This window comes from Nocardia sp. NPDC059240, assembly GCF_042753865.1.
In the GTDB taxonomy this organism is placed as follows: Bacteria; Actinomycetota; Actinomycetes; order Mycobacteriales; family Mycobacteriaceae; genus Nocardia.
On the sequence record NZ_JBHZAC010000018.1, the window covers coordinates 1 to 24,150 of the forward strand.

Here is a 24,150-nt window from a genome sequence, read left to right on the forward strand (position 1 = left end):
AGATCTTTATAAGCCAGAGTTCCCATAAATAATCCAGCGCTTCACCGCGGTGGTTTTCTTAAAAAAGTGGCCCCCCCGCATCCAACGTGGCGGGCGGCCCATGGGTTTCGAGTCCAGGTCCTCAGAAGAACCCGTCGTCGTTGTTGTTGTTGCCGCCACCGTCGTAATAGTCGCCGCCACCGGCGAAGTCATTGCGCTCGGCGTTCTCATAGCCGCGCTCGTAGGCGCGTTCCTCGTCGCGGTTGTCGTCATCGGCCATCATCTCGCCGATCAACATGCCGCCCACCAGCCCGGCCGCACCCGCGCCGACCACGGCCCCGGTGCTGTGCCCCTGCCGCGGCGGCGGGGGAGCGTACCCGGGCTGCGGCGGGTAGCCGGGCTGTGGAGCGTAACCGGGCTGGGGCGCGTAACCGGGCTGCGGCGGATATCCGGGCTGGGGATACCCGGCGGGCGGATACCCGGGCTGCGGGGCATAGCCCGGCTGCGGCGGATATCCCTGCTGCACAGGCTGATAGAACGGGGGCTGCGTGGTCTGGAGGCGTTGCGCACAGAATTGGCAGACCTCGACGGTGCGGGCCACACCCCACTGCGGCGTCCACGGCATTTGCATGGTGGCCGGGCCGTGAGCCGGGTCGAAGAAGCAGATCACAGGAACATCCCTCTACGCGCGCGCCCGGCGGGACCCGGGCTTCTTGCTATCCGAACTGGAAACGCGGGGACCGCACCGTCGAGTTCCCCGATTACCCATGGTGATACGAAAAGCCGCCCGCATCAGAAGATGCGGGCGGCTTTCAGGATTCGCACTTACCGCGTGAACAGCAGGGCGCGCTTGACTTCCTGGATCGCCTTCGTGACCTCGATGCCGCGGGGGCAGGCATCGGTGCAGTTGAAGGTGGTGCGGCAGCGCCAGACACCCTCGACGTCGTTGAGGATGTCGAGACGCTCGCGGGCGGCCTCGTCACGGCTGTCGAAGATGAAGCGGTGCGCGTTCACGATCGCGGCCGGGCCGAAGTAGCTGCCGTCGCTCCAGTACACGGGGCAGGAGGTGGTGCAGCAGGCGCAGAGGATGCACTTGGTGGTGTCATCGAAGCGAGCCCGGTCGTGCTGGGACTGGATGCGCTCGTAGGTCGGCTCGTTGCCCTTGGTGATCAGGTAGGGCTTGACCGCCTTGAACGCGTCGAAGAACGGCTCCATGTCCACGACGAGGTCCTTCTCCTGCGGCAGACCGCGGATCGGCTCGACGGTGATGGTGATGTCCTTGCCGTTCTTCGGCAGCATGTCCTTCATCAGGATCTTGCACGCCAGGCGGTTGACACCGTTGATGCGCATGGCATCCGAGCCACACACGCCGTGCGCGCAGGAGCGCCGGAAGGTGAGCGTGCCGTCCAGGTAGGACTTGATGTAGATGAGCACGTTCAGGAACCGGTCGGTGGGGAGCACCGGAACCTTGAATTCGTCCCAGTGCGCGCCCAGCCCGTCCTCCGGGTTGAAGCGGGCGATCTTGACCGTGATCATGGTCGACCCGTCCGGCACCGGAGCCGGCTTCTGCGGCGTTTCAGCGACAGCAGTCATCAGTACTTACGCTCCATCGGCTCGTAGCGGGTCTGCACCACCGGCTTGTAGTCGAGCCGGATGTCGGAGATGAGCTCCGGGCTCGTCTTGTAGGCCATGGTGTGCCGCATGAAGTTGACGTCATCGCGGTCCGGGTAGTCCTCGCGCGCGTGGCCGCCGCGCGACTCCTTGCGGTTCACCGCACCCGCCACCGTGACCTCGGCCAGCTCCAGCAGGAAGCCCAGCTCGATGGCCTCGAGCAGGTCGCTGTTGTAGCGACGGCCCTTGTCCTGCACGGTGATCCGCGAGTAGCGCTCCTTGAGCACCTGGATCTCCTCGAGCATGGACTTCAGCGACTCCTCGGTGCGGTACACACCGGCCTTGTCGTCCATGGCGTTCTGCAGTTCGGTGCGGATGTCGGCGACGCGCTCGTTGCCGTGATCCGACAGGATCAGCGACAGCCAGTCCTGCACCATCTGCGTCGGGTTCTCCGGCATGTCCACGAACTCGGCACGCTGGGCGTACTCCGCGGCGGCGATGCCCGCGCGCCGGCCGAACACATTGATGTCCAGCAGCGAGTTGGTGCCCAGACGGTTCGCGCCGTGCACGGAGACACAGGCACATTCGCCGGCCGCGTACAGGCCGGGAACGATGTCGGTGTTGTTGCGCAGCACCTCGCCGCGGATGCGGGTCGGGATGCCACCCATCACGTAGTGACAGGTCGGCATGACCGGCACCGGCTCCACGACCGGGTCCACGCCCAGGTAGGTGCGGGCGAATTCGGTGATGTCCGGGAGCTTCTCCTCCAGGACGTCCGCGCCGAGGTGGGTCACGTCGATGAGCACGTAGTCCTTGTTCGGACCCGCGCCGCGGCCCTCACGGACCTCGAGAACCATGGAGCGCGCGACGATGTCACGCGGCGCGAGGTCCTTGATGGTCGGCGCGTAGCGCTCCATGAAGCGTTCACCGGAGGCATTGCGCAGGATGCCGCCCTCACCACGCACGGCCTCCGAGATGAGGATGCCGAGGCCCGCGAGGCCTGTCGGGTGGAACTGGTGGAACTCCATGTCCTCCAGCGGAAGTCCCTTGCGGAACACGATCGCCATGCCGTCACCGGTGAGGGTGTGGGCATTGGAGGTGGTCTTGTACATGCGACCCGAACCACCGGTGGCGAAGATGATCGACTTCGCGTGGAACACGTGCAGCTCGCCGGTGGCCAGCTCGTAGGCGACGACGCCGGTCGCGATCGGACCGTTGGGGCCGTCGGACAGGATCAGGTCGAGCACGTAGAACTCGTTGTAGAACTCCACGTCGTGTTTGACGCAGTTCTGGTACAGCGTCTGCAGGATCATGTGGCCCGTGCGGTCGGCGGCGTAGCACGCGCGGCGCACCGGGGCCTTGCCGTGGTCACGGGTGTGGCCGCCGAAGCGACGCTGGTCGATCTTGCCTTCGGGCGTGCGGTTGAACGGCAGGCCCATCTTCTCCAGGTCGAGCACGGCGTCGATGGCTTCCTTCGCCATGATCTCCGCGGCGTCCTGGTCGACCAGGTAGTCACCACCCTTGACGGTGTCGAAGGTGTGCCACTCCCAGTTGTCCTCTTCGACATTCGCGAGTGCGGCGCACATGCCGCCCTGCGCGGCACCGGTGTGCGAGCGAGTCGGGTACAGCTTGGTGAGCACGGCGGTGCGGGCCCGGGGACCGGCCTCGATCGCCGCACGCATTCCAGCGCCACCGGCACCGACGATCACGACGTCGTAGCGGTGTTCCTGAATCGGTCGGGATTCACTCATTCGAGGTGGCCTGTCCTTAACTGATGTTGGGGTCGAAGGTGAAGATCACGTAGGTGCCGGTGACCATGATCAGAAGCATGGACACGACCAGCGCGGTCTTCAGCCAGAAGCGGGTGGAGTCCTTGCGCGCGTAGTCGTCGATGACGGTGCGGACACCGTTGCCGCCGTGCAACTGCGCCAGCCACAGCATGGTCAGATCCCAGATCTGCCAGAAGGGCGAGGACCAGCGGCCCGCGACGAACGCGAAGTTGAGGCGGTGCACACCGCCGTCGAGCATCAGCATGATCGTCATATGGCCGATCACGAGTACGACCAGCAGCAGGCCGGAGAAGCGCATGAACAGCCACGCGTACTTCTCGAAGTTGTTGCCGGACTGGCGACGCGGGGCGCGCGGGGCGTCGAGCGAGGCGGGGCGGTCGTAGGACGTGCCGAGAATGGGTGCGGTCATGTCGGCTCTCACTTCGTCAGCAGGTAGAAGAACTGGCGTCCGACGCCGGCCCCGGCGACGACGATCCAGATCGCGAGCACGATCCACAGCATGAGCCGCTGGTAGCGCGGGCCCTGCGACCAGAAGTCGATGAGGATGATGCGGATGCCGTTGAACGCGTGGAACAGCACGCAGACAACGAGACCCATCTCCATCATCGCGACCAGCGGGTTCTTGTACGTCTCGATCGCCCGGTTGTAGGTGTCCGGGCTGACGCGCACCAACGCGGTATCGAGGACGTGGACGAACAGGAAGAAGAAGATCGTCACGCCGGTGATGCGGTGCAGAGCCCAGGACCACATGCCGGGGTCGCCTCGGTACAGGGTCCGCTTCGGCTTGGCCGCCGGAGCTTCTAGCGTGGTCATAGAGTGCGGTGCCTCCAACGTCGTCGATGGACCCGGTCAGATCCGGCGCGGAGCCTGAGGACTGTTGAAACCACCTGCTCACAAGCGGAATCAAGGTCCGGTGGCAGTGCTGCAGGACCCGCTTCGGGAACCTGAACCGATCTGTCGTGAACTCTAAACCCAGCTTTGGGGGGGAACTAATTCGGCGTGCCGCTCGTTGGACCAAATTGTTGTGAGTTAGGTTTGCCTTTCCTGATTTTCGCGACCATGCGGAACGCGTATCACGCGGGTATGGCCACGTCCATAGGAGGATGGTCCGAATTGTCGGAAATCGACTGGAAAGCCTTGCGCTACAAGGCATTCGAGGTAATGCAAGGGGCATATGCCCCCTACTCCCGATTCCCCGTCGGGGCGGCAGCTCTCACCGCCGACGACCGCGTGGTGAGCGGCTGCAATGTGGAAAATATCTCATACGGTTTGGGCCTCTGCGCCGAATGTGTACTGGTCGGTAACTTGATTTCGACCGGAGGGGGACGCCTCCTGGCGGTCTCCGTCTGCGACTCCCGAGGCGCGGTGCTCATGCCCTGCGGGCGCTGCCGGCAGATCCTCCTGGAACACGGCGGCGGCGAGTTGCTCGTAGATCACCACAAGGGTGCTGTCCCGCTGAACACCTTGCTGCCGGACTCCTTCGGCCCCGACGACCTCAGTGCTGGACAGCTATAACCCCTGATCTTCGTGGCGCACCGGGTTTTACATGGAAACGCCCGGGTACGCGTGCCAGGGTGGAGGACGTGACGGTGCACTCGGCGGTGGACGTGATTCGGGCCAAGCGTGACGGCGGACAGCTCAGCGACGCGCAGATCGATTGGGTGGTGGACGCGTTCACCCGCGGGGAGGTGGCCGACGAGCAGATGTCCGCGCTGGCCATGGCCATCGTGTGGCGCGGCATGACCCGGCGCGAAACCGCGCGCTGGACCCAGGCCATGATCGATTCCGGCAAGCGCCTGGACTTCAGCGATCTCGGACGGCCCACCGTGGACAAGCACTCCACCGGCGGGGTGGGGGACAAGATCACGCTGCCGCTCTCGCCGCTCGTCGCGGCGTGCGGGGCCGCGGTGCCGCAGCTGTCCGGGCGCGGATTGGGGCACACCGGCGGCACACTCGACAAACTCGAGGCGATTCCCGGCTGGCAGGCCGACATTCCGGTCGAGCGGATGCGGGAACTGCTGGCGGATCCCGCGATCGGGGCCGTCGTCTGCGCGGCCGGAGCCGACCTCGCGCCCGCCGACAAACGGCTCTACGCGCTGCGCGACGTGACCGGGACCGTGGAATCCATCCCCCTGATCGCCAGCTCCATCATGAGCAAGAAGATCGCCGAGGGCACCGGGGCGCTGGTGCTGGATGTGAAGGTCGGGCGCGGGGCCTTCCTGAAGGAGCTGGAGCAGGCGCGCGAACTCGCCACCGCCATGGTCGAACTCGGCACCGACGCCGGAGTCAGGACCGTGGCCCTGCTCACCGCCATGGACACCCCGCTCGGCCACACCGCCGGAAACGCGCTGGAAGTCTGCGAATCCCTGGACGTGCTGGCCGGGGGCGGTCCCGCCGATGTCGTCGACCTGACCCTCGCATTGGCCCGGGAGATGCTGGCCCAGGCCGGAATCGACGATATCGACCCTGCCGACGTGCTCGCCGACGGCCGAGCCATGGACCAGTGGCGGGCCATGGTGCGCGCCCAGGGCGGCGACCCGGACGCGGCGCTGCCGCAAGCCCGCCATACCGAAACTTTGCGCGCGCCCGCCGCCGGGACGTTGACCCGGCTGGACGCCCTCGAGGTCGGGCTGGCCGCCTGGCGGCTCGGCGCGGGCCGGGCCCGGCAGGGCGATCCGGTGCAGGCCGGTGCGGGTATCGAAATGCATGCCAAGCCAGGCGATTCCATTGCCGCGGGGCAGCCGCTGCTGACCTTGCACACCGATACGCCCGAGGCGTTTCCCCCGGCGCTGGAGCTGTTGCGCGACGCGTTCACGATCGCCGACGGCGAGGCGGAGCCGCAACCGCTCATCCTCGGGCGCATCACGGCCTGACCGCTTCGCCCGAATCGGCCTAGCCTGGGATCGTGAAGCACAGAAGCACTTTCCGGACCCGCGCCGCCACGCTGGCCGCGCTGGGCGTCTTCGGGATCGTCATGCCGCTGGGCGCCATCGCGCCGGTCGGCTGGTCGACCGCCGCGGTCGCACAGGCCAACCCCGCCGACAATGCCGGTGGCGACAACTCCGGCGCGGGCTACGAACCCAACTCGCTGGCCCGGGGCGACGCCACCCCGCCCAAGGCCGACAAGAAGGCCAAACCCGACCCCATCTACAGCAGCTGCGAGCAGGTGTGGGAGCACGGCGGCGGCCCCATCTACGAAGGGCAGCCCGGTTACTCGGCCTACCTCGACCCGAACGGGACCGGCGTGGCCTGTTCCCGGTGAGTGAAGGAAACCTAGCGGGCAGCAACGTGAGGGCAACGACAGACCGAACTATCGGGTGACTCGCATCAACCACCCTGCCGCAGAACGGGAATGCGGCTAACGTTGCTACATGACTGGACCGACGCCCCTCACTCTCGCCTCGATCCGCCAGGCTCCCAAGGCGGTCCTGCACGATCACCTGGACGGCGGGCTGCGACCCGCGACCGTGCTGGAGCTCGCCAACGCCTGCGGTTACGACCAGCTACCGGCAGGCGACGCCGCAACCCTGGCCGCCTGGTTCCGCGACGCGGCCGACAGCGGCTCGCTGGAACGCTATCTGGAAACCTTCGCGCACACCGTAGCCGTCATGCAGACCCCCGAGGGCCTGCGCCGGGTGGCGCGCGAATGCGCCGAGGACCTCGCCGCCGACGGCGTCGTCTACGCCGAGGTGCGATTCGCGCCCGAACAACACCTGGAGAACGGCCTCACCCTCGACGAGGTGGTCGAGCACACCATCGCCGGATTCCGCGAGGGCGAAGCGGCCGCGGCCGCCGCGGGCACCCCGATCCGCATGGTCTGCCTGCTCACCGCCATGCGTCACGCCGCCCGCTCCCGCGAGATCGCCGAACTCACCGTGCGCTGGCGCGACCGCGGCGTCGGCGGCTTCGACATCGCCGGTGCGGAGGCGGGTTATCCGCCCTCCCGACACCTCGACGCCTTCGATCACCTGCGAGCCAACCTCGCGCACTTCACCATTCACGCCGGTGAAGCCTTCGGCCTGCCGTCCATCCACGAGGCCGTCGCCTTCTGCGGCTGCGAACGCCTCGGCCACGGTGTCCGCATCACCGACGACATCACCGATTCCCCCGACGGCCCCAAACTCGGCGTGGTCGCGAACTACGTCCGCGACATGCGAATTCCGCTGGAACTCTGTCCGTCCTCCAACGTCCAGACCGGCGCGGTGCCCTCCCTCGACAAGCACCCCTTCGACCTGCTGGCCCGCCTGCGCTTCCGGGTCACGGTCAACACCGACAACCGGCTCATGAGCGACACCACCATGAGCAACGAAATGCTCAAGCTGTCGCAGACCTTCGGCTACGGCTGGAGCGACCTGGAACGCTTCACCATCAACGCCATGAAGTCCGCCTTCATCCCCTTCCCCGAACGTCTCCGCCTGATCGACGAGGTCATCAAGCCCGGCTACGCGGTACTGCTGGGATAACTTGCACCGCAAAAAAATTCGGGCCGCACCCGTAGGTGCGGCCCGAATCATGTTTCAGGTCAGGCTTTTTCGAGTCGCGACTCGAAGGCGGTCTCGAGGGCCTTCCAGGATTCCGACTCGGCCTCGAACGGGGGGTTCGGGGCCATGCGGGTCGGGTCCGGGTTGAGCAGGTAGGAGACGTACCAGCCGAGGGGAGTGGACACGGCGAGGGCGGACTCGACCGAGTCGTCCTCGGCGTAATCGGCTGCGTCGGTGAAGAGTTCGACGGCCAGGTCGAGCTGGTCGGTGTCGACGGCCTTGGGGCCGGTGGCCAGGTCGTCGGACAGGCCGGGCAGAACGTAGACGTTCTCCTCGTCCACCTCGACATCGAGGGAGCCGTCCACGGCCGCGGTCTGGACCTCGCTGTAGGTGCTCACCCGCGACAGATCGTGGTCGTGGTCGTCGGCCAGGTAGCGGGCCAGGGCACGCTCGGAGCCGAAGACCGTGATGTTGCCGTCCTTGCCGAGGAAGATCGGCTCGTCGTCGACATAACACCGCAGGGTGAAGAAGGTGCCGTCGGAAGTGATGATCTGCACCGGGTCGATACCGACCTCGTGCCAGAACGACAGCTCCTCGTCCTCTTCGTCTTCCTCGTCCAGGTCGACGGCCTCGATCTCGTCGTCGTCACTCTCGGCAGCGTCCTCGGCGTCGACGATGTTCTCCTGCGCCGCAAGCAGTTCGGCCTCGGCCACCGAGACCGCGTCGGCGTCCACCTCGGGAATCGTCACCACCGAGTCGATGGCGTCGATGACCTTCTCCCAGTCCTTGGCGATGGCCGCGCCGATCTGATCCCACAGTTCCTCGCCCTCACGGCCGAGGAAGGCGCTCACGCCGCCCGGCAGCGCGCCCAGGACCGGATGCGAGCCGAAGAACTTGGTGACGGTGTCGAGTTCACAGACGTCACCGAGGTTCCGGACCATCTCGAGGGTCTCCTCGAGCTCGGAGACCACCTCCGGGTCCGGGTCGTCGGCGGCCAGCTCGGGCACGCCGACCAGATCGAAGACGTACTGCTCCTCCGGCTCCAGTTCGGCCGCCGACAGACCGGCGATGATCTTCCACGCCGGATGGTCGACCAGGTCGTTTTCGGAGTTGGTGCGAATGAACGCCGCCAGCTCGGCGACGGACTCGAAACCGTACAGGTCTTCCTCGTGGCCGAGGAATGCCTGCCACTCATCGTCGCCGTCGCGCCAGCGGGGTGCCCAGAGGGTGACAAGATCGCCTTTGGTCAGGCCGAGTGCGATCGGGACGATGTCTCCAGAAGCCATGACGGAGAGCCTATCCAGTCGTCGCGTCAGGCACTATCCGGGCTGCCCCCAATGCTTCCCGAAATGTTTCCGCCGGGAGTCAGGGACTCGTTCAAGTGGGCCACGATTCGGGCGCGCTGCGCGGTCGCCTCCTGGGCGGCCTGCTGACATGCCCACAGGATCAGCCGCGACAGTTCCGCCGGAGAACGCGAGGTCACCGATTCGGACAGCCAGAGTCCGGTGAGCGCGCCGTCGGCGTCGACCTCGGCCGTGACCGAGCGATCCTCGGCGCTGAAACGCGCCCGTACCTGCGACAATCCGTGCAGGGTCGCCTCCAGCGTCGCCAACTGCTGGTTCACGCGATCGAGCAGCGAATCCATCTCAGCACTCATCGTGAACTCCTTCCGGCCCGGGGCCGGAATACCCGCGCCGCCGCGTCCCAACCGTTTCCGGTGGCCCGGATCATGATTTCCGCAGCCAACTGGTCTGTCCGGTATCGGCGTCGTCGAGCCGATCCAATTCGTCGACCGCGGTCTGCCGGGTGGGCAGGCCCAGCCGATCCAGCACGGCGTCGGGTACTCCCGCCTCGGCCAGCTGCTCGCGTCGCCGCGACCGCGCCACGATCGCCGAACGCTTGGTCAGCCGCAGGATCTCGTCGGCCAGAGCCTGTGCGCCGTAGCGGTATTCACCGCGCTCGAACTGGATCTCCACCGGCATGCCCTGGTCGGTGGCGCGCACCGTCACCGTGCCCGAGCGATTGCCGGACGCCGCCGTCGTCACCGCCGGCACCTGCTCCGCGCTCATGAGGTCGGCCCCGCGCTCATGAGGTGGGCCTGTAGAAACCGAGGAACCGCATGCCCGAGTTCTCCGTTCGTATCGGTCCGATCTGTACGGGATCACCGGCCTCCACCAACCGGCCGTTCCCGATCACCATCGCCACGTGCCCGCTCCACACCGCGAGATCCCCAGGCATCAAGTCCCCTGGACCGATCTGCTGGTGCCCGAACCCCTGCTCCTGCGCCAGCCGCGGCAGCGAAACACCCGCCTGCGCATACGCCCACTGTGTCAGACCACTGCAATCCATCCCCACCCCGGGCGTCTCCCCACCCCACACATACGGCGTCCCCACCTGGCTCAACGCATTCCGCACCGCATCCGCCGCCCGCTGATTCGGCGCCTCGACAGTGCTCCCATCGGGCAGCGTCAACCGCACCCCACCCCCTTGCGGCCGGGTGACGGTCGAATCATGACCACGATCCGAAGTCTTCGGTGTCGTCACCGAGGCCGGACTGGTGTCGAACCCACTCCACGGCGGTGACCCCGACCCGAACGCCGTACTCCCGCCCGCCGCGATCGCCTCACCGACCTTTCCGGCCGTCCCGCCGAATTTCTCGATCCCGCTCCCGAATCCGGAGCCGACCGACGCCGGAACAACCTCCGGTGCCTCACCCTGGCCGACCGACCCACCCCCGAGGACCGGAGCGGGTGCCGGTGTTGCCAATTCGCGCATGGCCGCCGTCTCGGAGTCGAGCTCGGCCCGAACCCGCTCGGTCACCCGAACCGCCCGCCCGACATGCTCGATCGCCGACTCGACCAGCGCGGCCACAGCGCCCGGCGTGAGCCCGCCCGCGGTCAGCCCGTCGGCCTCTGCCGTGAACGACCGCAGAATCTCCTCGATCTCCCGCTGCCCGGCACCCACCTCCCGGTCCGCCCGCTCGACGATGTCGGCCATGGCTCTACCCCGCTCGGAAGCCGTTGCGGCAGTGGTCTGCCCACGCAACCCCGCATCCATGGCAGCATCCCCGGCCCGCCCCCGCCACGCCTCGTACATCCCATCGATATTCGCCCGACTCGCAGCCCCCACCTCGTCGACCACCCCCGACGTCTCCCGCAGCGTCGCAGCAGCCGCCCCGCCACCCCCGCCCCCGAAACTCCCCAGCAACGCAATGATCGGCTCCGCCAACGCAGCCACCTCCCCGCTCATCTCTGAACCCCCTGCACATCGTGGCCCGCCGCCGAGGTCTCCCATAGCGCCGCGACGGTGGACCTCGTGCCGGACGCGCCGACGCCCGCGAGCATCTCGATGGTCAGTTCCGCCAGCACGGTTGCTTCCAACCCGATGCTCATCACCGAACCTCCGGTCGAACGGCGCTGCGGTGCAATGGCTGTCGGCCATTCGGGTCCGGTGGGCATGCGCCGTCGTGCTCCAGCGGCATAACTCATCCCGGTGCGGGCCGCGGCCCGGCCCATGCACGGCGGCGCCGCCCAGCCGTGCGCCGCGGCGGCCTGTCCCGTGCGAATGGCCGAGGCCGTCCGGGCGGCCGGTGTCGAATCGCTGACCGGCGCGTTCATCGGGATGTCCCGCTGTGAACTCCGGTGCGCGGCAGCGGATCTACCCTGGCGATGGCGTCGTGGCCGTCGTCCCCGCGCGATGTCGGCCGACGGCTGAGGCGGCAGCCGGGCAGGGGCTCTCGGGAGCGGGCGCGGCGGGATCCGCCGTGGTGCGTGGCAGCGGTGCTCATGCGCGCAGCTCCTCGTCTGTCGCGCGCAGTTCGGTGGTGTACTGCGCGTCGTGGTCGGCGTAGGTCGATGCGGCCTCTTCCGTGGCGGTGCCGATGTTCGCGAAGGCCGCGGACAGTTCGAGCAGGTCGGCGACGTGGGTGGCGTGGGTGGCGGTGTAGGCGGCCAGGAAATCGGTGCCGATGAGGCCGAAGGTGGGGGCGAGTAGCTCGGGGGCGGCGCTGGCCGCTCGGGGGGTGAGGGTGGCCACGTCGGTGGCGAGGGCCGTGGTGGTCGTCGCGTAGGTGGCGAGGCCGGGGGTGTGGATCGAAATGCGGTGCATGAATGCCCCTTTCATGCCGGTCGCGGGGTGGATTTCGGTTGTAGGGGGTTGGACGTTCGGCGGGGTGGGTTGGTTCCGGGGGCGAGGAAATCCGGCGGGCGGGGATCTTGGTGGGCTTGGCTGATTTATGGTTTTCGTATGCGCACTCTCGTCGTGGACCATCCGCTCGCTGCCGCTTTGCTGACCACCATGCGAGACTCCCGCACAACCAATCCGACATTCCGGGCGGCGCTGCGGGATCTGACCGGGATCCTGGTCTATGAGGCCATGCGGGATGCCCCGGTCGAGCGGTTTCCGATCGCCACGCCGGTGGCCGCGGCGGAGGGGACCCGGCTGAATGCTCCGCCGTTGCTGGTGCCGGTGCTGCGCGCCGGACTGGGCATGGTGGAGACCGCGGAGAATCTGATTCCGGACGCGCGCATCGGTTTCGTCGGGCTGGCCCGCGACGAGGAGACGCACCAGCCGACGCCGTACATGGAATCGCTGCCCGAGGATCTCTCCAGCACCCCGGTCATCGTGCTCGATCCCATGCTCGCGACCGGCGGCTCCATGGTCTACACCCTGGACCTGCTGGCCACCCGCAATGCTCGCGACATCACCGTGCTGTGCGTGGTGGCCGCGCCGGAAGGCATTGCCGCCCTGGAGAAGTCGGGTCACGCGGTGCGCCTGGTCACCGCCTCGGTGGACCGTGGCCTCAACTCCGACGCCTACATCGTCCCCGGTCTCGGCGACGCGGGCGACCGCCAATTCGGCCCGCGCTGAGCCGATCTCGGAACCTCTGTCAGACCCTCAGAGCTTCTCGCAGAACTGCCGGATCTCGGAGAGCCGTTGCGCCGCAGCGGCCTTCGCGGCCGGTAGCTCGGCCCGATCGGCGACCGGCACCACGGTCTCCACGTAGCACTTGAGCTTCGGCTCGGTCCCGGACGGCCGGATCACCAGCCGCAGCGCCGATCCCTCGAAAACCAGTGCGTCCGTGCGCATCCGCCCGCGCAGTTGCGACATGTCGGTGCAGGTCACGGCTTCTCCGGCGATCTCGGTGGGCGGGGCCTCGCGCAGCCGCGCCACCGTCGCCGTGGCCTCGCTCACATCGGGCAGCCGCAGCGACACCTGATCCCCGGCGTGCACCCCGAACTCCACGGCGAAATCGTCGAGCACCTCGAGCACCGTCCGGCCCTGAGCCTTCAACTGCGCCACCAGATCCGCCGCCACCACGGCCGCCGAGATCCCGTCCTTGTCGCGCACGGCGACCGGATCGACGCAGTGCCCGATCGCTTCCTCGTAGGCGTAGACGAGTCCTTCGCCTGCCCGTGCCAGCCATTTGAATCCGGTCAGCGTCTCCGCGTATCGCGCGCCACGTGCCGGAGCCAGCTTGCTCAACAGCCGCGACGACACGATGGTGGTGGCAACCAGCGACTCCGGATCGGCGGTCCGCAAGACGAAATCGCCCAGCAGCACCCCGGTTTCGTCTCCGCGCAGCATCCGCCACCCGTCGGGCCCGCGCACGCCGATCGCGCACCGGTCCGCGTCGGGATCCAGCGCGATGGCGATATCGGCCTCGAGCCGTTTCGCCAGATCCAGCAGCAGATCCGACGCCCCGGGCTCCTCGGGATTCGGGAACGACACGGTCGGAAAGTCCGGATCCGGCGCGAACTGCTCGGTGACCACGAGTACTTCGTCGAATCCCGCACCCCGCAGCGCGGACACCGCCAGCTCCCCGCCGACCCCGTGCATGGCGGTCAACGCGATCCGAATATCCGCCCGCTGCGCTGCCGCCCCGCCGATCAGATTGGGCAACAGGGTGATTCGAGTCAGATAGCGGCTGATGATCTCCTCGCCGAGGGCATCGGCCGGAGCATCCGTGGGCAATCCCAGGATGCTCGGATCGACCGCGGCCGGTTCGGTGCGGGGGATCGGTGTGGTGACGGCGTCGATACAGCGCTCGATCTCGGCGTCGGCCGGGGGGATGAGCTGGGAGCCGCCGTCCAAATAGACCTTGTAGCCGTTGTCGGTGGCCGGATTGTGCGAGGCGGTGATCTGCACCCCGGCAACGGCTTTCAGCTCGCGAACGGCGAAGGCGACCACCGGTGTCGGCACGGGGTGGGGGAGAGTCAGCACCGAGAACCCCGCCGCCGCGAAGACTTCGGCGGTGGCGACGGCGAATTCCGCGGAGCCGTGCCGAGCGTCGCGGCCCACGATCACCAGCCCGCCGCCGAGGCAGCGGTCACGCAGCCAGGCGGCGATCCCGGCCGAGGCGCGGGAGACGGTGTCCACGTTCATGCCGTCCGGGCCGTCCTGCAGTGGCCCGCGCAGCCCGGCGGTTCCGAAGCGCAGCATCCCCGCGCGCCTAGACGCGTTCCAGCACGCCGCGCAGCAGTTTGCCCAATCTCGGTGCGGCGGCGTGGCCTTCGGCCAGGACCTCGGCGTGCGAGAGGTGCTGTCCGGTGACGCCGGCGGCCAGGTTGGTGACCAGCGAGATGCCGAGCACCTTCGCGCCGCCCTCACGGCAGGCGATGGCCTCCAGCACGGTGGACATGCCGACCAGGTCCGCGCCCAGGGTGCGCAGCATGCGGATCTCGGCGGGTGTCTCGTACTGCGGCCCGGTCAGGCCCGCGTACACGCCTTCGCGCAGGCTCGGATCGATTTCCTGTGCGAGCGCGCGCAATTCGGGATCCCAGGCATCGACCAGGTCCACGAAGTTCGCGCCCTCGATGGGGGTGCGCCCGGTCAGGTTGAGGTGGTCGCTGATGAGCACCGCCTCGCCGACCGCGAGCCCGTCGCGAATGCCGCCGGCGGCATTGGTGAGCAGCACGGTCTGCGCGCCCGCGGCGAGCGCGGTGCGCACGTTGTGCACGACCTGCCCCGGGGCGTGGCCCTCGTAGAGATGCTGGCGGCCCATGAGCAGCAGCACCGGCTCGTCCCCGACGGGGACGGAGTGGATGGTGCCCTGATGTCCTTGCGCGGTGGGCGATCCGAATCCCGGCACCTCGGCCATGGGGATGGAGGTGGCGGGCTCGCCGATCACGGCGGCAGCTTCCTGCCAGCCCGATCCCAGCACCACGGCGACGCGGTGCTTGCGCACCCCGGTTCGTTCGGCAATGGCTTCGGCGGCTAGTTCGGAAACCCCGCCCATGGCCTTCTCGGCTAGCATGTCGCCCACCCTAGTCCTAGGCGATCAACGCTGCCCGACCACCGCCACGACCTGCCGTTTTCACGCCGTATGTCCGGCTCTTTCGTGTCCCGCAAGTTATCCCTACCCACGGGTAGGTATCGCTCCGCGCCCTCGCTACGCTGCACGCATGCCTTATTTGAAGCGTGATGGGGACGTGTTCGTGCTGTCTCTCGGGACCGAGGGCCAGACCATCGACAGCGAGAACCGTTTCCACCCGGATTGGATCACCGAGGTGCACGCGCTGCTCGACGAGGTCGAGGCGTCCGAGGGTCCGGCCGCGCTGGTCGTCACCGCCGACGGCAAGTTCTTCTCCAACGGTCTCGACACCGATTGGCTGTTCGGCAATTTCGACAAGAACTGCTGGTACCTCGACCGCGTGCATTCGCTCTACAGCCGCCTGCTGGCCTTCGCGCTGCCGACCGTCGCCGCGGTGAACGGGCACGCCTTCGGCGCCGGTGCCATGCTCGCCACCTCCTGCGACTTCCGCGTCATGCGTGCCGACCGCGGTTTCTGGTGCCTGCCCGAGGTGCACCTGGGCATGCCGTTCACGGTCGCCATGAATGCCCTGGTCACCAACCGCCTGATCAACCAGGTTGCGGTCGAGGCCATGACCACCGGCCGCCGCTACGGCGCCGATGACGCCATCGCCGCCGGCATCGTGGACGCCAAGGCGGATGCCGACGCGTTGCTCGCCACCGCCATCGCGCGCGCCGACCTGCTCAAGGGCAACCGCAAGCCGAACCTCCCGGTCATCAAGCGCGCCCTGCACCAGAACGCGCTCGCGGGCCTGGCCGTGGAAACCACCCCGGAGAACCTGGCCTTCAACCCGTAAGGTCTGTTCCTTCCGTTTCGAGGGGTTCGAGGGCTTGCCCTCGAACCCCTAATTTCTGCCCATCCCGTGATCTGCCGGATATTTTCCACCGGACCTGGTGCGACAGACCGGCACGGTAGTGCGAGACTGTTGGGATGCAAGCGTCGCGCAACAGCGATGAACGCACTCTTCGCAAACCGACTAGTCGGCACGATGCGCTTTCCGTGTCGACGTCGAATGCTGTCCTGGCACCGGCGGATCCGATACTCCTCGCCGAGGTAGACGCCGCGATCGCCGCGCAGCGCGAGCGATTGATCGCACTCTCGCATGACATTCATTCCGAACCCGAGCTCGCCTTCGAGGAATTTCGCAGTGTCGCAAAGACAATCGAGCCTTTGCGCGAACGCGGCTTTCGGATCGAAACGGGCGTAGCGGATCTTCCGACGGCATTCACCGCCGAATACGGCAGTGGCGACCTGGTGGTCGGAATTTGTGCGGAATACGACGCATTACCGGAAATCGGGCACGCCTGCGGCCACAACATCATCGCGGCCTCGGCCGTCGGCGCGGCCCTGGGTCTGGCCGCCGTCGCCGACGCCTGCGGCATCACCGTGAAACTGCTGGGTACGCCCGCCGAGGAGTCCGGCGGCGGCAAGGTCCTCATGCTCGAGCGCGGCGTCTTCGACGATCTCGCCATGGCGCTGATGGTGCATCCGGGCCCGGAGGATATCGCCGGCGCGCATTCGCTGGCGCTCGCCGATGTGTCCGTGGTTTTCCACGGCCGGGAATCGCATGCCAGCGCCGCGCCGCACCATGGGCGGAATGCCCTGGATGCCGTCACCGTTTCGCAAGTTGCTTTAGGTTTGCTGCGGCAACATCTCCTGCCCGGACAGCAACTGCACGGTATAGTCGGGTCGGGCGGCGTCGCCCCCAATATCGTGCCCGGACACGCGGAACTGCTGTATTACCTACGCGCAGTCGACACCGCGTCCCTCGAAGATCTGATGCAACGAGCATCGGCATGTTTCGAGGCAGGTGCCCTGGCGACCGGATGCACACACGAAATCCGGAAGCTCGCGCCGACATATACCGAGCTCACTCCCGACAGCGCACTACTGTGTGCCTATCGCGAGCAGATCCGAGATCTCGGACGCGAGCCCATCGCCCCGGAATTCGAGGCGGCACGGCCGCTGGGCAGCACCGATATGGGCAACGTCACCAACGTCATCGCCGGTATTCACCCGGTCATCGGCATCGATGCCGGGGGTGCGGTGACCCACCAACCCGCGTTCGCGGCCGCCGCCGTGAACGCCTCGGCGGACCGCGCGGTCCTGGACGGGGCAACGGCGTTGGCTCGCACCGCGATACATATTGCGGGCGACAAAGTGCACAGGGACAGGTTGTCGGAACGAGTCATTCAACGGCAGTTTCAGCGACAGGAGGACATTCGGTGAGCACAACCGGCCATGCCGGCGGATCCGCTCGCGGTTTTGAACCCGGGCTTTCCAGAGGTTCCGTCTGTGCGCGTCCATCGGTGGGCGCGGCAATGGACGTCGTGATGGAACCGGCTACCGGGCACGAGATGGTCGAGGCCTGGCTCTCGGAGCATATGGACGACCTCGCGGCTTGGCGTCGTCATATCCACGCCAACCCGGAGCTCTCGCGAACCGAGTTCGGCACCACCGAATTCGTGGAGTCCTGGCTAATCAAGGCCGGGCTGGAACCGCGCAAGCTACCGAGCGGTACCGGCCTGATCGTCGACATCGGCCCGGACACTCCGCGGATCGGTCTGCGCGCCGACATGGACGCGCTGCCGCTGCAGGAGTACACGGGCTTACCGTTCGCCTCCACCGTGCCCGGCGTCTCGCACGCCTGTGGGCACGACGCGCACACCACCATCCTGCTCGGTACGGCGTTGGCGCTGGCCGAGATTCCGGACCTTCCGGTCGGTGTGCGGCTGGTGTTCCAGCACGCCGAAGAGGTCATGCCCGGCGGCGCCATCGACATGGTCGCCGCGGGTGCGATGGAAGACGTCTCGCGCATGTTCGCGCTGCACTGCGATCCGCGGCTGGAAGTCGGCCGGGTCGGCATCCGGGTCGGCGCGATCACCTCGGCCGCCGACACCGTCGAACTGGTGCTGGATTCGCCCGGCGGCCACACCTCGCGCCCGCACCTGACCAGCGATCTGGTCTACGCCATGGGCACCGTGATCACCGGTCTGCCCGGTCTGCTCTCGCGCCGCATCGATCCGCGTACCAGCACCGTCATGGTGTGGGGCGCGGTGTCGGCGGGCAAGGCGCCCAACGCGATTCCGCAGACCGGCATGCTCACCGGCACCGTCCGCACCGGCGATCACGCCACCTGGTCGCTGCTCGAGCCGATGGTGCGCGAGATCGTCGAGGGCCTGCTGGCCCCGACCGGCGTGCGCTACCAGCTCAACTACAAGCGCGGCGTGCCGCCGGTCGTCAATGACGAACAGGCCGTGCGCATGTATGAGGAGGCGATTCGCGGTCTCGGCCCGGACGCGCTGGCCGACACCCAGCAGTCCGGCGGCGGCGAGGACTTCTCCTGGTACCTCGAGGAGGTGCCGGGCGCGATGGCGCGGCTCGGCGTCTGGTCCGGACAGGGCGAACAGCTCGACCTGCACCAGCCGACCTTCGATATCGACGAGCGCGCGCTGGCCGCGGGTGTCCGGGTGTTCACCAATATCGTCCTGAACGCCGGCTGACCCACCACGAACAAGCCGGGCCGCACCCGAAGGTGCGGCCCGGCTTCGTGTTTCGGGGCTACTTGGCCTCGTCGGCGATCGCGCCCCAGGCGTGCCACCGGTCGATCTCGATCCAGACCGAGACGCGCTTCTGGTCGCGGACGCCGTACTGGCCGCCGGTGTAGTGCTGGGCGATGCGGTCGATGACCGAGGAGTCCGCATCGTTCTCGATGGAGACGATGCGGCCCTGGATGCTGACGTGGCTGTACCAGTTGCCGTCCGCCAGCACGGTCAGGCTGACGCGCGGGTCCTCGCGCAGGTAGTCGAGGCGCTTGCGGAAGTCGGCCAGGTTCACCAGGATTCGGCCGTCCTCGTACAGGTACCAGGTGGCTACCGAGACCGGCTGACCGTCCGGGCGATTCGAGGCGAACACGGCCGGGTTGGGCCGGGACAGGAATTCGGCGATCGGGGCGGGCACGGGTGTCGCGGGCATGACTCCTCTTTCGACGGTTCGAAGATCGTTCGTGTCCCGCAACACCGCTGCCGCGCCGAATCTTCCGGCGCGGCTACGGCCCGAAGGTGCCCGGCCCGACGTTCTTGCTGTTGCGGGTGCGGAGCGCGTGTGTGTAATCGCTTGGCGCGCCCGCCTTCTCGGCGGCATCCGCGATGACGCCGATATAGCGCGCGGACGGCAGCCCGCCCTCGTAGGCGTCCAGCACGTAGAGCCAGGCGAGTACCGGCTCGGAGCCGGGACCCTGATTGGGGGTGACGCGCAGCCGGATCTTCTTGTGGATTCCGAAGTCCGAACCCTCCCAGCGGTCGAGACTCAGCTCGTCCTCACTGGGAACGTCGTAGAGCACCACGAAGACCCGTTGTCCGGCATCTTCGACCACCGTCGCCAGCGGTCCCTCCCAGCCGATGTCGTCCCCGGCAAAGGTGAGTCGCCACCCTTCCAGCCAGCCGGTTCCGTATACGGGGGAGTGCGGACAGCGCTTGAGCATCTGCTCGGGATCCATGTTGGACCCATAGGCGGCGTAAATCGGCACCATAGAAGCCTATCGAACAATCCGGGAAGACCATCCCCGATCCCGTCACAAGTCGGTCGGCGCACGCATGATCGGTAGCCGTGAGGTCGCCGGAACCGGTGCCGGACCTCGCGCGTGTCCGGTTCGTCCTGGGGCGACAAGGAGTTCGGGCAACACTCCCTCGATGACGGACGAACTTCGCGAATGGGATGCGCCACAGTGGGACGCTTGTCCTGGGATGCGGTCAAACACATAAGGAGCTGGACGGATAACGTAAGGGACCGGCATCGGAGATCCCGGGGCCGGAATGAACGCGGAGGAACAATGACCCGCATTGCGATCATCGGTGGCGGCCCTGCCGGTTACGAAGCGGCGCTGGTAGCGGCCCAGCACGGGGCCCCGGTCACGCTGATCGACAGTGACGGCATCGGCGGCGCGTGCGTGCTGTGGGATTGCGTGCCGTCCAAGACCTTCATCGCCTCCACCGGCGTGCGCACCGATCTGCGCCGCGCCCGTGACCTGGGCATCACCGTGCATCCCTCGCAGGCGCAGGTGCGTCTCTCCGAGGTGAACTCGCGCGTGAAGGCCCTCGCCCAGGCCCAGTCCTCCGATATCCGCACCAAACTGCAGACCGCCGGCGTGACCGTGCTCTCCGGCTACGGCGAAATCATCGACCAGGCTCCCGGCCTGGCCACCCACCTGGTGAAGGCCACCCTTGCCGACGGTCAGGAACGGGTCATCGAAGCCGAGGTGGTGCTCATCGCCACCGGTGCCAGCCCGCGCGTGCTGCCCGGCGCCGAACCGGACGGTGAGCGAATCCTGAACTGGCGCCAACTCTATGACCTCAAGGAGCTGCCCGAGACGCTGGTCGTCGTCGGCTCCGGTGTGACCGGTGCCGAATTCGTCTCCGCCTATACGGAGATGGGCGTGAAGGTGAAATTGGTCTCCAGCCAGGACCGCGTGCTGCCCCGCGAGGACGCCGACGCCGCGCTGGTGCTCGAGGATGCCCTCGCCGAGCGCGGTGTGGAACTGGCCAAGCACGCGCGCGCCGACGCGGTGGAGCGCACCCCCGAAGGCGTCGTGGTGAAGCTGTCCGACGGGCGCACCGTCACCGGCACCCACGCACTGATGACCGTCGGTTCCGTCCCGAACACCACCGGGCTGGGCCTGGAACGCCTGGGCATCGAACTCGACAAGGGCGGATACCTGCGCGTGGACCGGGTTTCGCGCACCACCGCGACGGGCGTCTACGCGGCGGGCGACTGCACCGGCCTGCTGCCGCTGGCCTCGGTGGCCGCCATGCAGGGCCGCATCGCCATGTACCACGCACTCGGTGAGGGCGTGCAGCCGATTCGCCTCAAGACCGTTGCGTCCGCGGTGTTCACGCGTCCGGAGATCGCGACCGTCGGTGTCTCGCAGACCGCCATCGACAATGGTGAGACGCCCGCCCGCACGGTCATGCTGCCGTTGAACACCAACCCGCGCGCCAAGATGTCGGGCCTGCGACGGGGTTTCGTGAAGATCTTCTGCCGTCCGGCCACCGGTGTGGTGATCGGCGGCGTTGTCGTGGCCCCTATCGCCTCGGAATTGATCCTGCCGATCGCGCTCGCGGTGCAGAACAACCTGACGGTGAACGATCTGGCGCAGACATTCTCGGTGTATCCGTCCTTGACCGGATCGGTCACGGAGGCCGCGCGTCAGCTCATGCGGCACGACGATCTGGACTAGCCGCAACGCTTTTCACACCCCTTTGTTACCGGCCCGTCTTGCTGCCTTGTCTCCCTTGTGATTAAGTTCGCGGCGGAAGCGATCGGCAGGGCGGTCGCGAGCGTTACGTAGCGGGGGCTCTCAATTCCCCTCCGCGGCGAGGCTCTTCGATGCCCCGGAGCGATCGTGCCGCCGAGGGACGAAGGAATTGAGCGAAACGTGAAGCACCGCAAGCCGAGTCGGATCAAGGCGAGCACCTCCCTGACGCTGGCCGGTGCGGCCGCGGTGGTGTCGCTGTTGTCCGCGCCCGCCAACGCCGCGCCCGCCGATCCGGGTGCGGTCCCGGCCGACCAGCAGCAGCCCGATCCGGCCGCGCCGCCCACCACCGAGACGCCGGCTCCGGACGCCAAGGCGCAGGTCGTGCCCGCGCCCAAGCCGGAGAACGTGCAGCCGGGCACCACCAAGCCGCAGCAGACCCAGCCGGGTGTGACCGCGCCCACTACCCCGGACACCACTGCGCCGCAGCAGGATCCGGGTCAGCCGGCGGGCGCCGCCCAGCCGGAGGGCACCACCCCGAAGGTGGATCCCAACGCGCCGAAGAGTGATCCGAACGCCTCGCAGGCGGGGAACAACGGGCAGCCCGCGCAGCCCAAGTCGGTGAAGCCGCAGCCGGGTGTCACCGTGCCGCGTGTCGCGCCGCTGCCGGTGCCGGGTCAGTCCACCCAGCCCGTGGTGACCCAGCCGGATCCGGCCGCCACGCCGGGCCAGGCCACCACGCCCAAGCCGAACGACCAGACCGCGCAGCCCGCCGGGACCACCCCGAAGCCGGACCCGTCGGTGGACACCATCACCGGCCAGCCCGCGACGAACACCCCGGCGCAGCAGCCGCGCTGGCAGTCGCCCGCCGTGGACACCGCCCCGGCCGCGCCGGTGGTCGCCATGACCGGTCCGCACACCGAGGTCGGGGTCAACCTCGACGGTGGCGCGGTGCTGCCGGGCTGGGCCGCCAACACCCACCACTTCAGCAACCTGGACGGTTACGTCGGCACCATCGGCTACACCACGCCGGGCGGGATCGGCGAGGCCGGCATGTCGTTGGACTTCACCACGCTCAACCAGATCAAGGTGACGGCGTTCGCGGGCAGCGGCCCGGACAACGATCAGAAGGTCGAGTTCCTGCTGGACACCGCCGCGGCCAACGCGGCCAAGGCCGACGCCGAGAACTTCATCCGCCTGATGCCGGGCGGCGCCACGATCCTGGAGGCCGCCGCGCAGATTGGTAAGCTCCCCGAGGGCGAGCGGCCGTCCTCTTCGGTCGACGTCGGTGGCGTGACCGCCCAGGTGGGCGAATCGGTTCAGTACTGACAGATCCATAGGTTTCCGGTGATGGCACCGGTAGGGGAAGTGTCGTCGCGTGGGGCGGTCGTCAGCGACCGCCCCACGCGCATGTGGCGAAAGGACGGGTGATGGTTTCCGGTCAGGACGAATCCGCCGACCGTCCCGAACCCGGGGAGTCGAAGGGGTCCGAGGGCGAATTCGGGCCGTCGCTGGGTGATTTCGGGCCCTCGATCAACGAGTTCGGTCCCACCCCGGCTCCGGCCGCGCCGGGCTGGAGTCCCGCTCCCGGGCCGCAGGGCCCCGATGTGGCGTGGCGTCCGGCCGGTGGGCAGGTGCCGCCCCCGCCGCCGCAGTACCGGGCCCCGGATGCCTGGGCTCCGACGACCGGGCAGTACCCGGCGCAGTATCCGACCGGGCAGTACCCGCCGGTGAACGGCATGTCCACGGGGCAGTTCGCGCCGGTCGAGGGCGCCGGGCAGCAATCGGGTACCCCGGACGTCGAACAGACCGTCAGAATCCCGCCTGGCGGGTCGCAATCGGCGTCGGGTGATCAAGAACTCACCACCCGCATCGGTGCGGCCGATGAGGCCGCCGCCGAACCGAATTCGACGGGCGCGGCCGCGGCGGAGACCGCACCCGCCGCCCCGGACTCGTGGTGGCGGTCCGCGCCGAGCGGCTTCCCGCCCGCGCCGCCCGCGGAATCCGGTGCGCCGCAAAGTGAATCGCTGTCCTGGGCGGACGATCCCATCGTCAGGGCGCTGACGCCGAAAACCCCTGCGCCGCAGCCCAAGCCGGAGGTCAAGCGGTCGTATCGCAAGATCGGGGTGATCGCGGGCGGTGCGGTGGTGCTGCTCGTGGTCATCGGGCTGGTGGTGTTCGCGGTGCTGCGCGGCGGCAAGGACAGTGCGCCGGTGGCGGGGGTGACCACCACGGGCAAGGTGCCTTCGACGGTGGCGGCGCTGAGCTGCCCGTCCAAGCACGACGGTCCGCTGACGATCGGCAACGGCTCCGGTGGCACCGGCAGTGGCGTGGACGCGATTCTCGGTTTCGAGCATGCCTTCTACGTCGAGCGCAGCGGTTCGCTGGCGCGGTCGTTCGTGGTGCCGGAGTCGACCACGGTGATGCCCGCCGACGTGATCCAGCAGAAGGGCATCGACCCGCTCAAGGCGGGCACCACCTACTGCCTCAAGATCGTCGAATCCGGGAAGAGTCCCGATCAGGCGCAGCAGTTCTACGACGTGGACATCACCGAGCATCGGGCGGACGGCACCACGGAGGTCTACACCGAGCGGGTCACCACCGTGGAGCGGGACGGCAAGCACCTCATCCAGTCGATCGAGTAGCCCGGAATCTGGACTCGCTTCCCATATATTGGGATCGGAATTTCATATCCTGGTCACCGTGTGACATGGTGGAATTTCGCAT

26 protein-coding genes are annotated in these 24,150 nt (G+C 67.9%); 11 read left to right on the forward strand and 15 right to left on the reverse strand.

The genetic code is table 11. The features are described from left to right. Positions 1-121: 121 nt before the first annotated feature. The 5 genes from ACFXHA_RS41650 to sdhC form a co-directional block, all read right to left on the reverse strand. Entirely contained in the window at positions 122-649 is a 528-nt protein-coding gene (locus ACFXHA_RS41650; RefSeq protein WP_379366314.1) for a hypothetical protein, read from the reverse strand. A gap of 155 nt (positions 650-804) precedes the next feature. Next, entirely contained in the window at positions 805-1,572 is a 768-nt protein-coding gene (locus ACFXHA_RS41655) for a succinate dehydrogenase iron-sulfur subunit (protein ID WP_379366316.1), read from the reverse strand. Then, positions 1,572-3,323, reverse strand: coding sequence for a succinate dehydrogenase flavoprotein subunit (gene sdhA / locus ACFXHA_RS41660; protein WP_379366589.1), 1,752 nt, complete (start codon positions 3,321-3,323; stop codon positions 1,572-1,574). The genes ACFXHA_RS41655 and sdhA overlap by 1 nt, the downstream gene beginning before the upstream one ends. Before the next feature lie 34 nt (positions 3,324-3,357). Further along, positions 3,358-3,789: a succinate dehydrogenase hydrophobic membrane anchor subunit gene (locus ACFXHA_RS41665; protein WP_379366318.1), complete on the reverse strand. Its 432-nt coding sequence runs from the start codon at positions 3,787-3,789 to the stop codon at positions 3,358-3,360. Between the two features lie 8 nt (positions 3,790-3,797). Continuing rightward, positions 3,798-4,193, reverse strand: coding sequence for a succinate dehydrogenase, cytochrome b556 subunit (sdhC, locus tag ACFXHA_RS41670; RefSeq protein ID WP_379366320.1), 396 nt, complete (start codon positions 4,191-4,193; stop codon positions 3,798-3,800). A gap of 300 nt (positions 4,194-4,493) precedes the next feature. On the opposite strand from sdhC, the gene ACFXHA_RS41675 reads away from it, so the two are divergent. From ACFXHA_RS41675 to ACFXHA_RS41690, 4 genes are all read left to right on the forward strand, one after another. After that, entirely contained in the window at positions 4,494-4,895 is a 402-nt protein-coding gene (locus tag ACFXHA_RS41675; protein ID WP_379366322.1) for a cytidine deaminase, read from the forward strand. A 74-nt stretch (positions 4,896-4,969) separates the two neighbouring features. Then, positions 4,970-6,253, forward strand: coding sequence for a thymidine phosphorylase (locus ACFXHA_RS41680; RefSeq protein WP_379366590.1), 1,284 nt, complete (start codon positions 4,970-4,972; stop codon positions 6,251-6,253). 32 nt (positions 6,254-6,285) lie between these two features. Further along, positions 6,286-6,642, forward strand: coding sequence for an excalibur calcium-binding domain-containing protein (locus ACFXHA_RS41685; RefSeq protein WP_379366324.1), 357 nt, complete (start codon positions 6,286-6,288; stop codon positions 6,640-6,642). A gap of 109 nt (positions 6,643-6,751) precedes the next feature. Next, positions 6,752-7,843, forward strand: coding sequence for an adenosine deaminase (locus ACFXHA_RS41690; RefSeq protein WP_379366326.1), 1,092 nt, complete (start codon positions 6,752-6,754; stop codon positions 7,841-7,843). A gap of 59 nt (positions 7,844-7,902) precedes the next feature. Here the strand turns inward: ACFXHA_RS41690 and ACFXHA_RS41695 are convergent, their stop codons facing one another. From ACFXHA_RS41695 to ACFXHA_RS41720, 6 genes are all read right to left on the reverse strand, one after another. Next, entirely contained in the window at positions 7,903-9,147 is a 1,245-nt protein-coding gene (locus tag ACFXHA_RS41695; RefSeq protein WP_379366328.1) for a primosomal protein, read from the reverse strand. A gap of 26 nt (positions 9,148-9,173) precedes the next feature. Further along, complete coding sequence (locus ACFXHA_RS41700; RefSeq protein ID WP_379366330.1) at positions 9,174-9,518, reverse strand: YbaB/EbfC family nucleoid-associated protein; 345 nt, start codon at positions 9,516-9,518, stop codon at positions 9,174-9,176. 70 nt (positions 9,519-9,588) lie between these two features. Further along, a complete protein-coding gene (locus ACFXHA_RS41705; RefSeq protein ID WP_379366332.1) occupies positions 9,589-9,930 on the reverse strand; it encodes a hypothetical protein in 342 nt (113 codons plus the stop codon). Positions 9,931-9,946: 16 nt separating this feature from the next. After that, complete coding sequence (locus ACFXHA_RS41710; protein ID WP_379366334.1) at positions 9,947-11,110, reverse strand: C40 family peptidase; 1,164 nt, start codon at positions 11,108-11,110, stop codon at positions 9,947-9,949. Beyond that, positions 11,107-11,478 (reverse strand): hypothetical protein, encoded by a 372-nt coding sequence (locus ACFXHA_RS41715; protein WP_379366336.1) that lies wholly within the window; start codon positions 11,476-11,478, stop codon positions 11,107-11,109. The genes ACFXHA_RS41710 and ACFXHA_RS41715 overlap by 4 nt, the downstream gene beginning before the upstream one ends. Before the next feature lie 166 nt (positions 11,479-11,644). Further along, positions 11,645-11,968: a type VII secretion target gene (locus ACFXHA_RS41720; RefSeq protein ID WP_379366338.1), complete on the reverse strand. Its 324-nt coding sequence runs from the start codon at positions 11,966-11,968 to the stop codon at positions 11,645-11,647. Between the two features lie 138 nt (positions 11,969-12,106). Between ACFXHA_RS41720 and upp the strand changes: the two genes are divergently transcribed. After that, positions 12,107-12,730 carry a uracil phosphoribosyltransferase gene (upp, locus tag ACFXHA_RS41725; RefSeq protein ID WP_379366340.1) on the forward strand — a complete coding sequence of 208 codons (624 nt, stop codon included), beginning with the start codon at positions 12,107-12,109 and terminating at the stop codon, positions 12,728-12,730. 27 nt (positions 12,731-12,757) lie between these two features. Here the strand turns inward: upp and ACFXHA_RS41730 are convergent, their stop codons facing one another. Then, on the reverse strand, positions 12,758-14,302 hold the full coding sequence (locus ACFXHA_RS41730; RefSeq protein ID WP_379366342.1) for a phospho-sugar mutase: 1,545 nt from the start codon (positions 14,300-14,302) through the stop codon (positions 12,758-12,760). A 10-nt stretch (positions 14,303-14,312) separates the two neighbouring features. Beyond that, positions 14,313-15,116 carry a purine-nucleoside phosphorylase gene (locus ACFXHA_RS41735; RefSeq protein ID WP_379366344.1) on the reverse strand — a complete coding sequence of 268 codons (804 nt, stop codon included), beginning with the start codon at positions 15,114-15,116 and terminating at the stop codon, positions 14,313-14,315. A 148-nt stretch (positions 15,117-15,264) separates the two neighbouring features. Between ACFXHA_RS41735 and ACFXHA_RS41740 the strand changes: the two genes are divergently transcribed. The 3 genes from ACFXHA_RS41740 to ACFXHA_RS41750 all read left to right on the forward strand — a co-directional run bounded on the left by ACFXHA_RS41740 (position 15,265) and on the right by ACFXHA_RS41750 (position 18,676). Then, positions 15,265-15,969, forward strand: a complete 705-nt coding sequence (locus tag ACFXHA_RS41740) for an enoyl-CoA hydratase/isomerase family protein (RefSeq protein WP_379366346.1) — start codon at positions 15,265-15,267, stop codon at positions 15,967-15,969. Between the two features lie 203 nt (positions 15,970-16,172). Further along, a complete protein-coding gene (locus ACFXHA_RS41745) occupies positions 16,173-17,402 on the forward strand; it encodes a M20 family metallopeptidase (RefSeq protein WP_379366348.1) in 1,230 nt (409 codons plus the stop codon). 104 nt (positions 17,403-17,506) lie between these two features. Continuing rightward, positions 17,507-18,676: a M20 family metallopeptidase gene (locus ACFXHA_RS41750; protein ID WP_379366350.1), complete on the forward strand. Its 1,170-nt coding sequence runs from the start codon at positions 17,507-17,509 to the stop codon at positions 18,674-18,676. A gap of 58 nt (positions 18,677-18,734) precedes the next feature. On the opposite strand, the gene ACFXHA_RS41755 is transcribed toward ACFXHA_RS41750, so the two are convergent. Both ACFXHA_RS41755 and ACFXHA_RS41760 read right to left on the reverse strand, forming a co-directional pair. Beyond that, positions 18,735-19,148 carry a PPOX class F420-dependent oxidoreductase gene (locus ACFXHA_RS41755; protein ID WP_379366352.1) on the reverse strand — a complete coding sequence of 138 codons (414 nt, stop codon included), beginning with the start codon at positions 19,146-19,148 and terminating at the stop codon, positions 18,735-18,737. A gap of 73 nt (positions 19,149-19,221) precedes the next feature. After that, a complete protein-coding gene (locus tag ACFXHA_RS41760; RefSeq protein ID WP_379366354.1) occupies positions 19,222-19,701 on the reverse strand; it encodes a gamma-glutamylcyclotransferase in 480 nt (159 codons plus the stop codon). 303 nt (positions 19,702-20,004) lie between these two features. On the opposite strand from ACFXHA_RS41760, the gene ACFXHA_RS41765 reads away from it, so the two are divergent. From ACFXHA_RS41765 to ACFXHA_RS41775, 3 genes are all read left to right on the forward strand, one after another. Further along, positions 20,005-21,408 carry an NAD(P)H-quinone dehydrogenase gene (locus tag ACFXHA_RS41765; protein ID WP_379366356.1) on the forward strand — a complete coding sequence of 468 codons (1,404 nt, stop codon included), beginning with the start codon at positions 20,005-20,007 and terminating at the stop codon, positions 21,406-21,408. Positions 21,409-21,606: 198 nt separating this feature from the next. Beyond that, the gene (locus ACFXHA_RS41770) at positions 21,607-22,752 is read left to right on the forward strand and encodes a hypothetical protein (RefSeq protein WP_379366358.1); all 1,146 of its coding nucleotides are present in this window, start codon (positions 21,607-21,609) and stop codon (positions 22,750-22,752) included. Positions 22,753-22,853: 101 nt separating this feature from the next. Then, positions 22,854-24,068, forward strand: coding sequence for a hypothetical protein (locus ACFXHA_RS41775; RefSeq protein ID WP_379366359.1), 1,215 nt, complete (start codon positions 22,854-22,856; stop codon positions 24,066-24,068). Positions 24,069-24,150 lie beyond the last annotated feature (82 nt).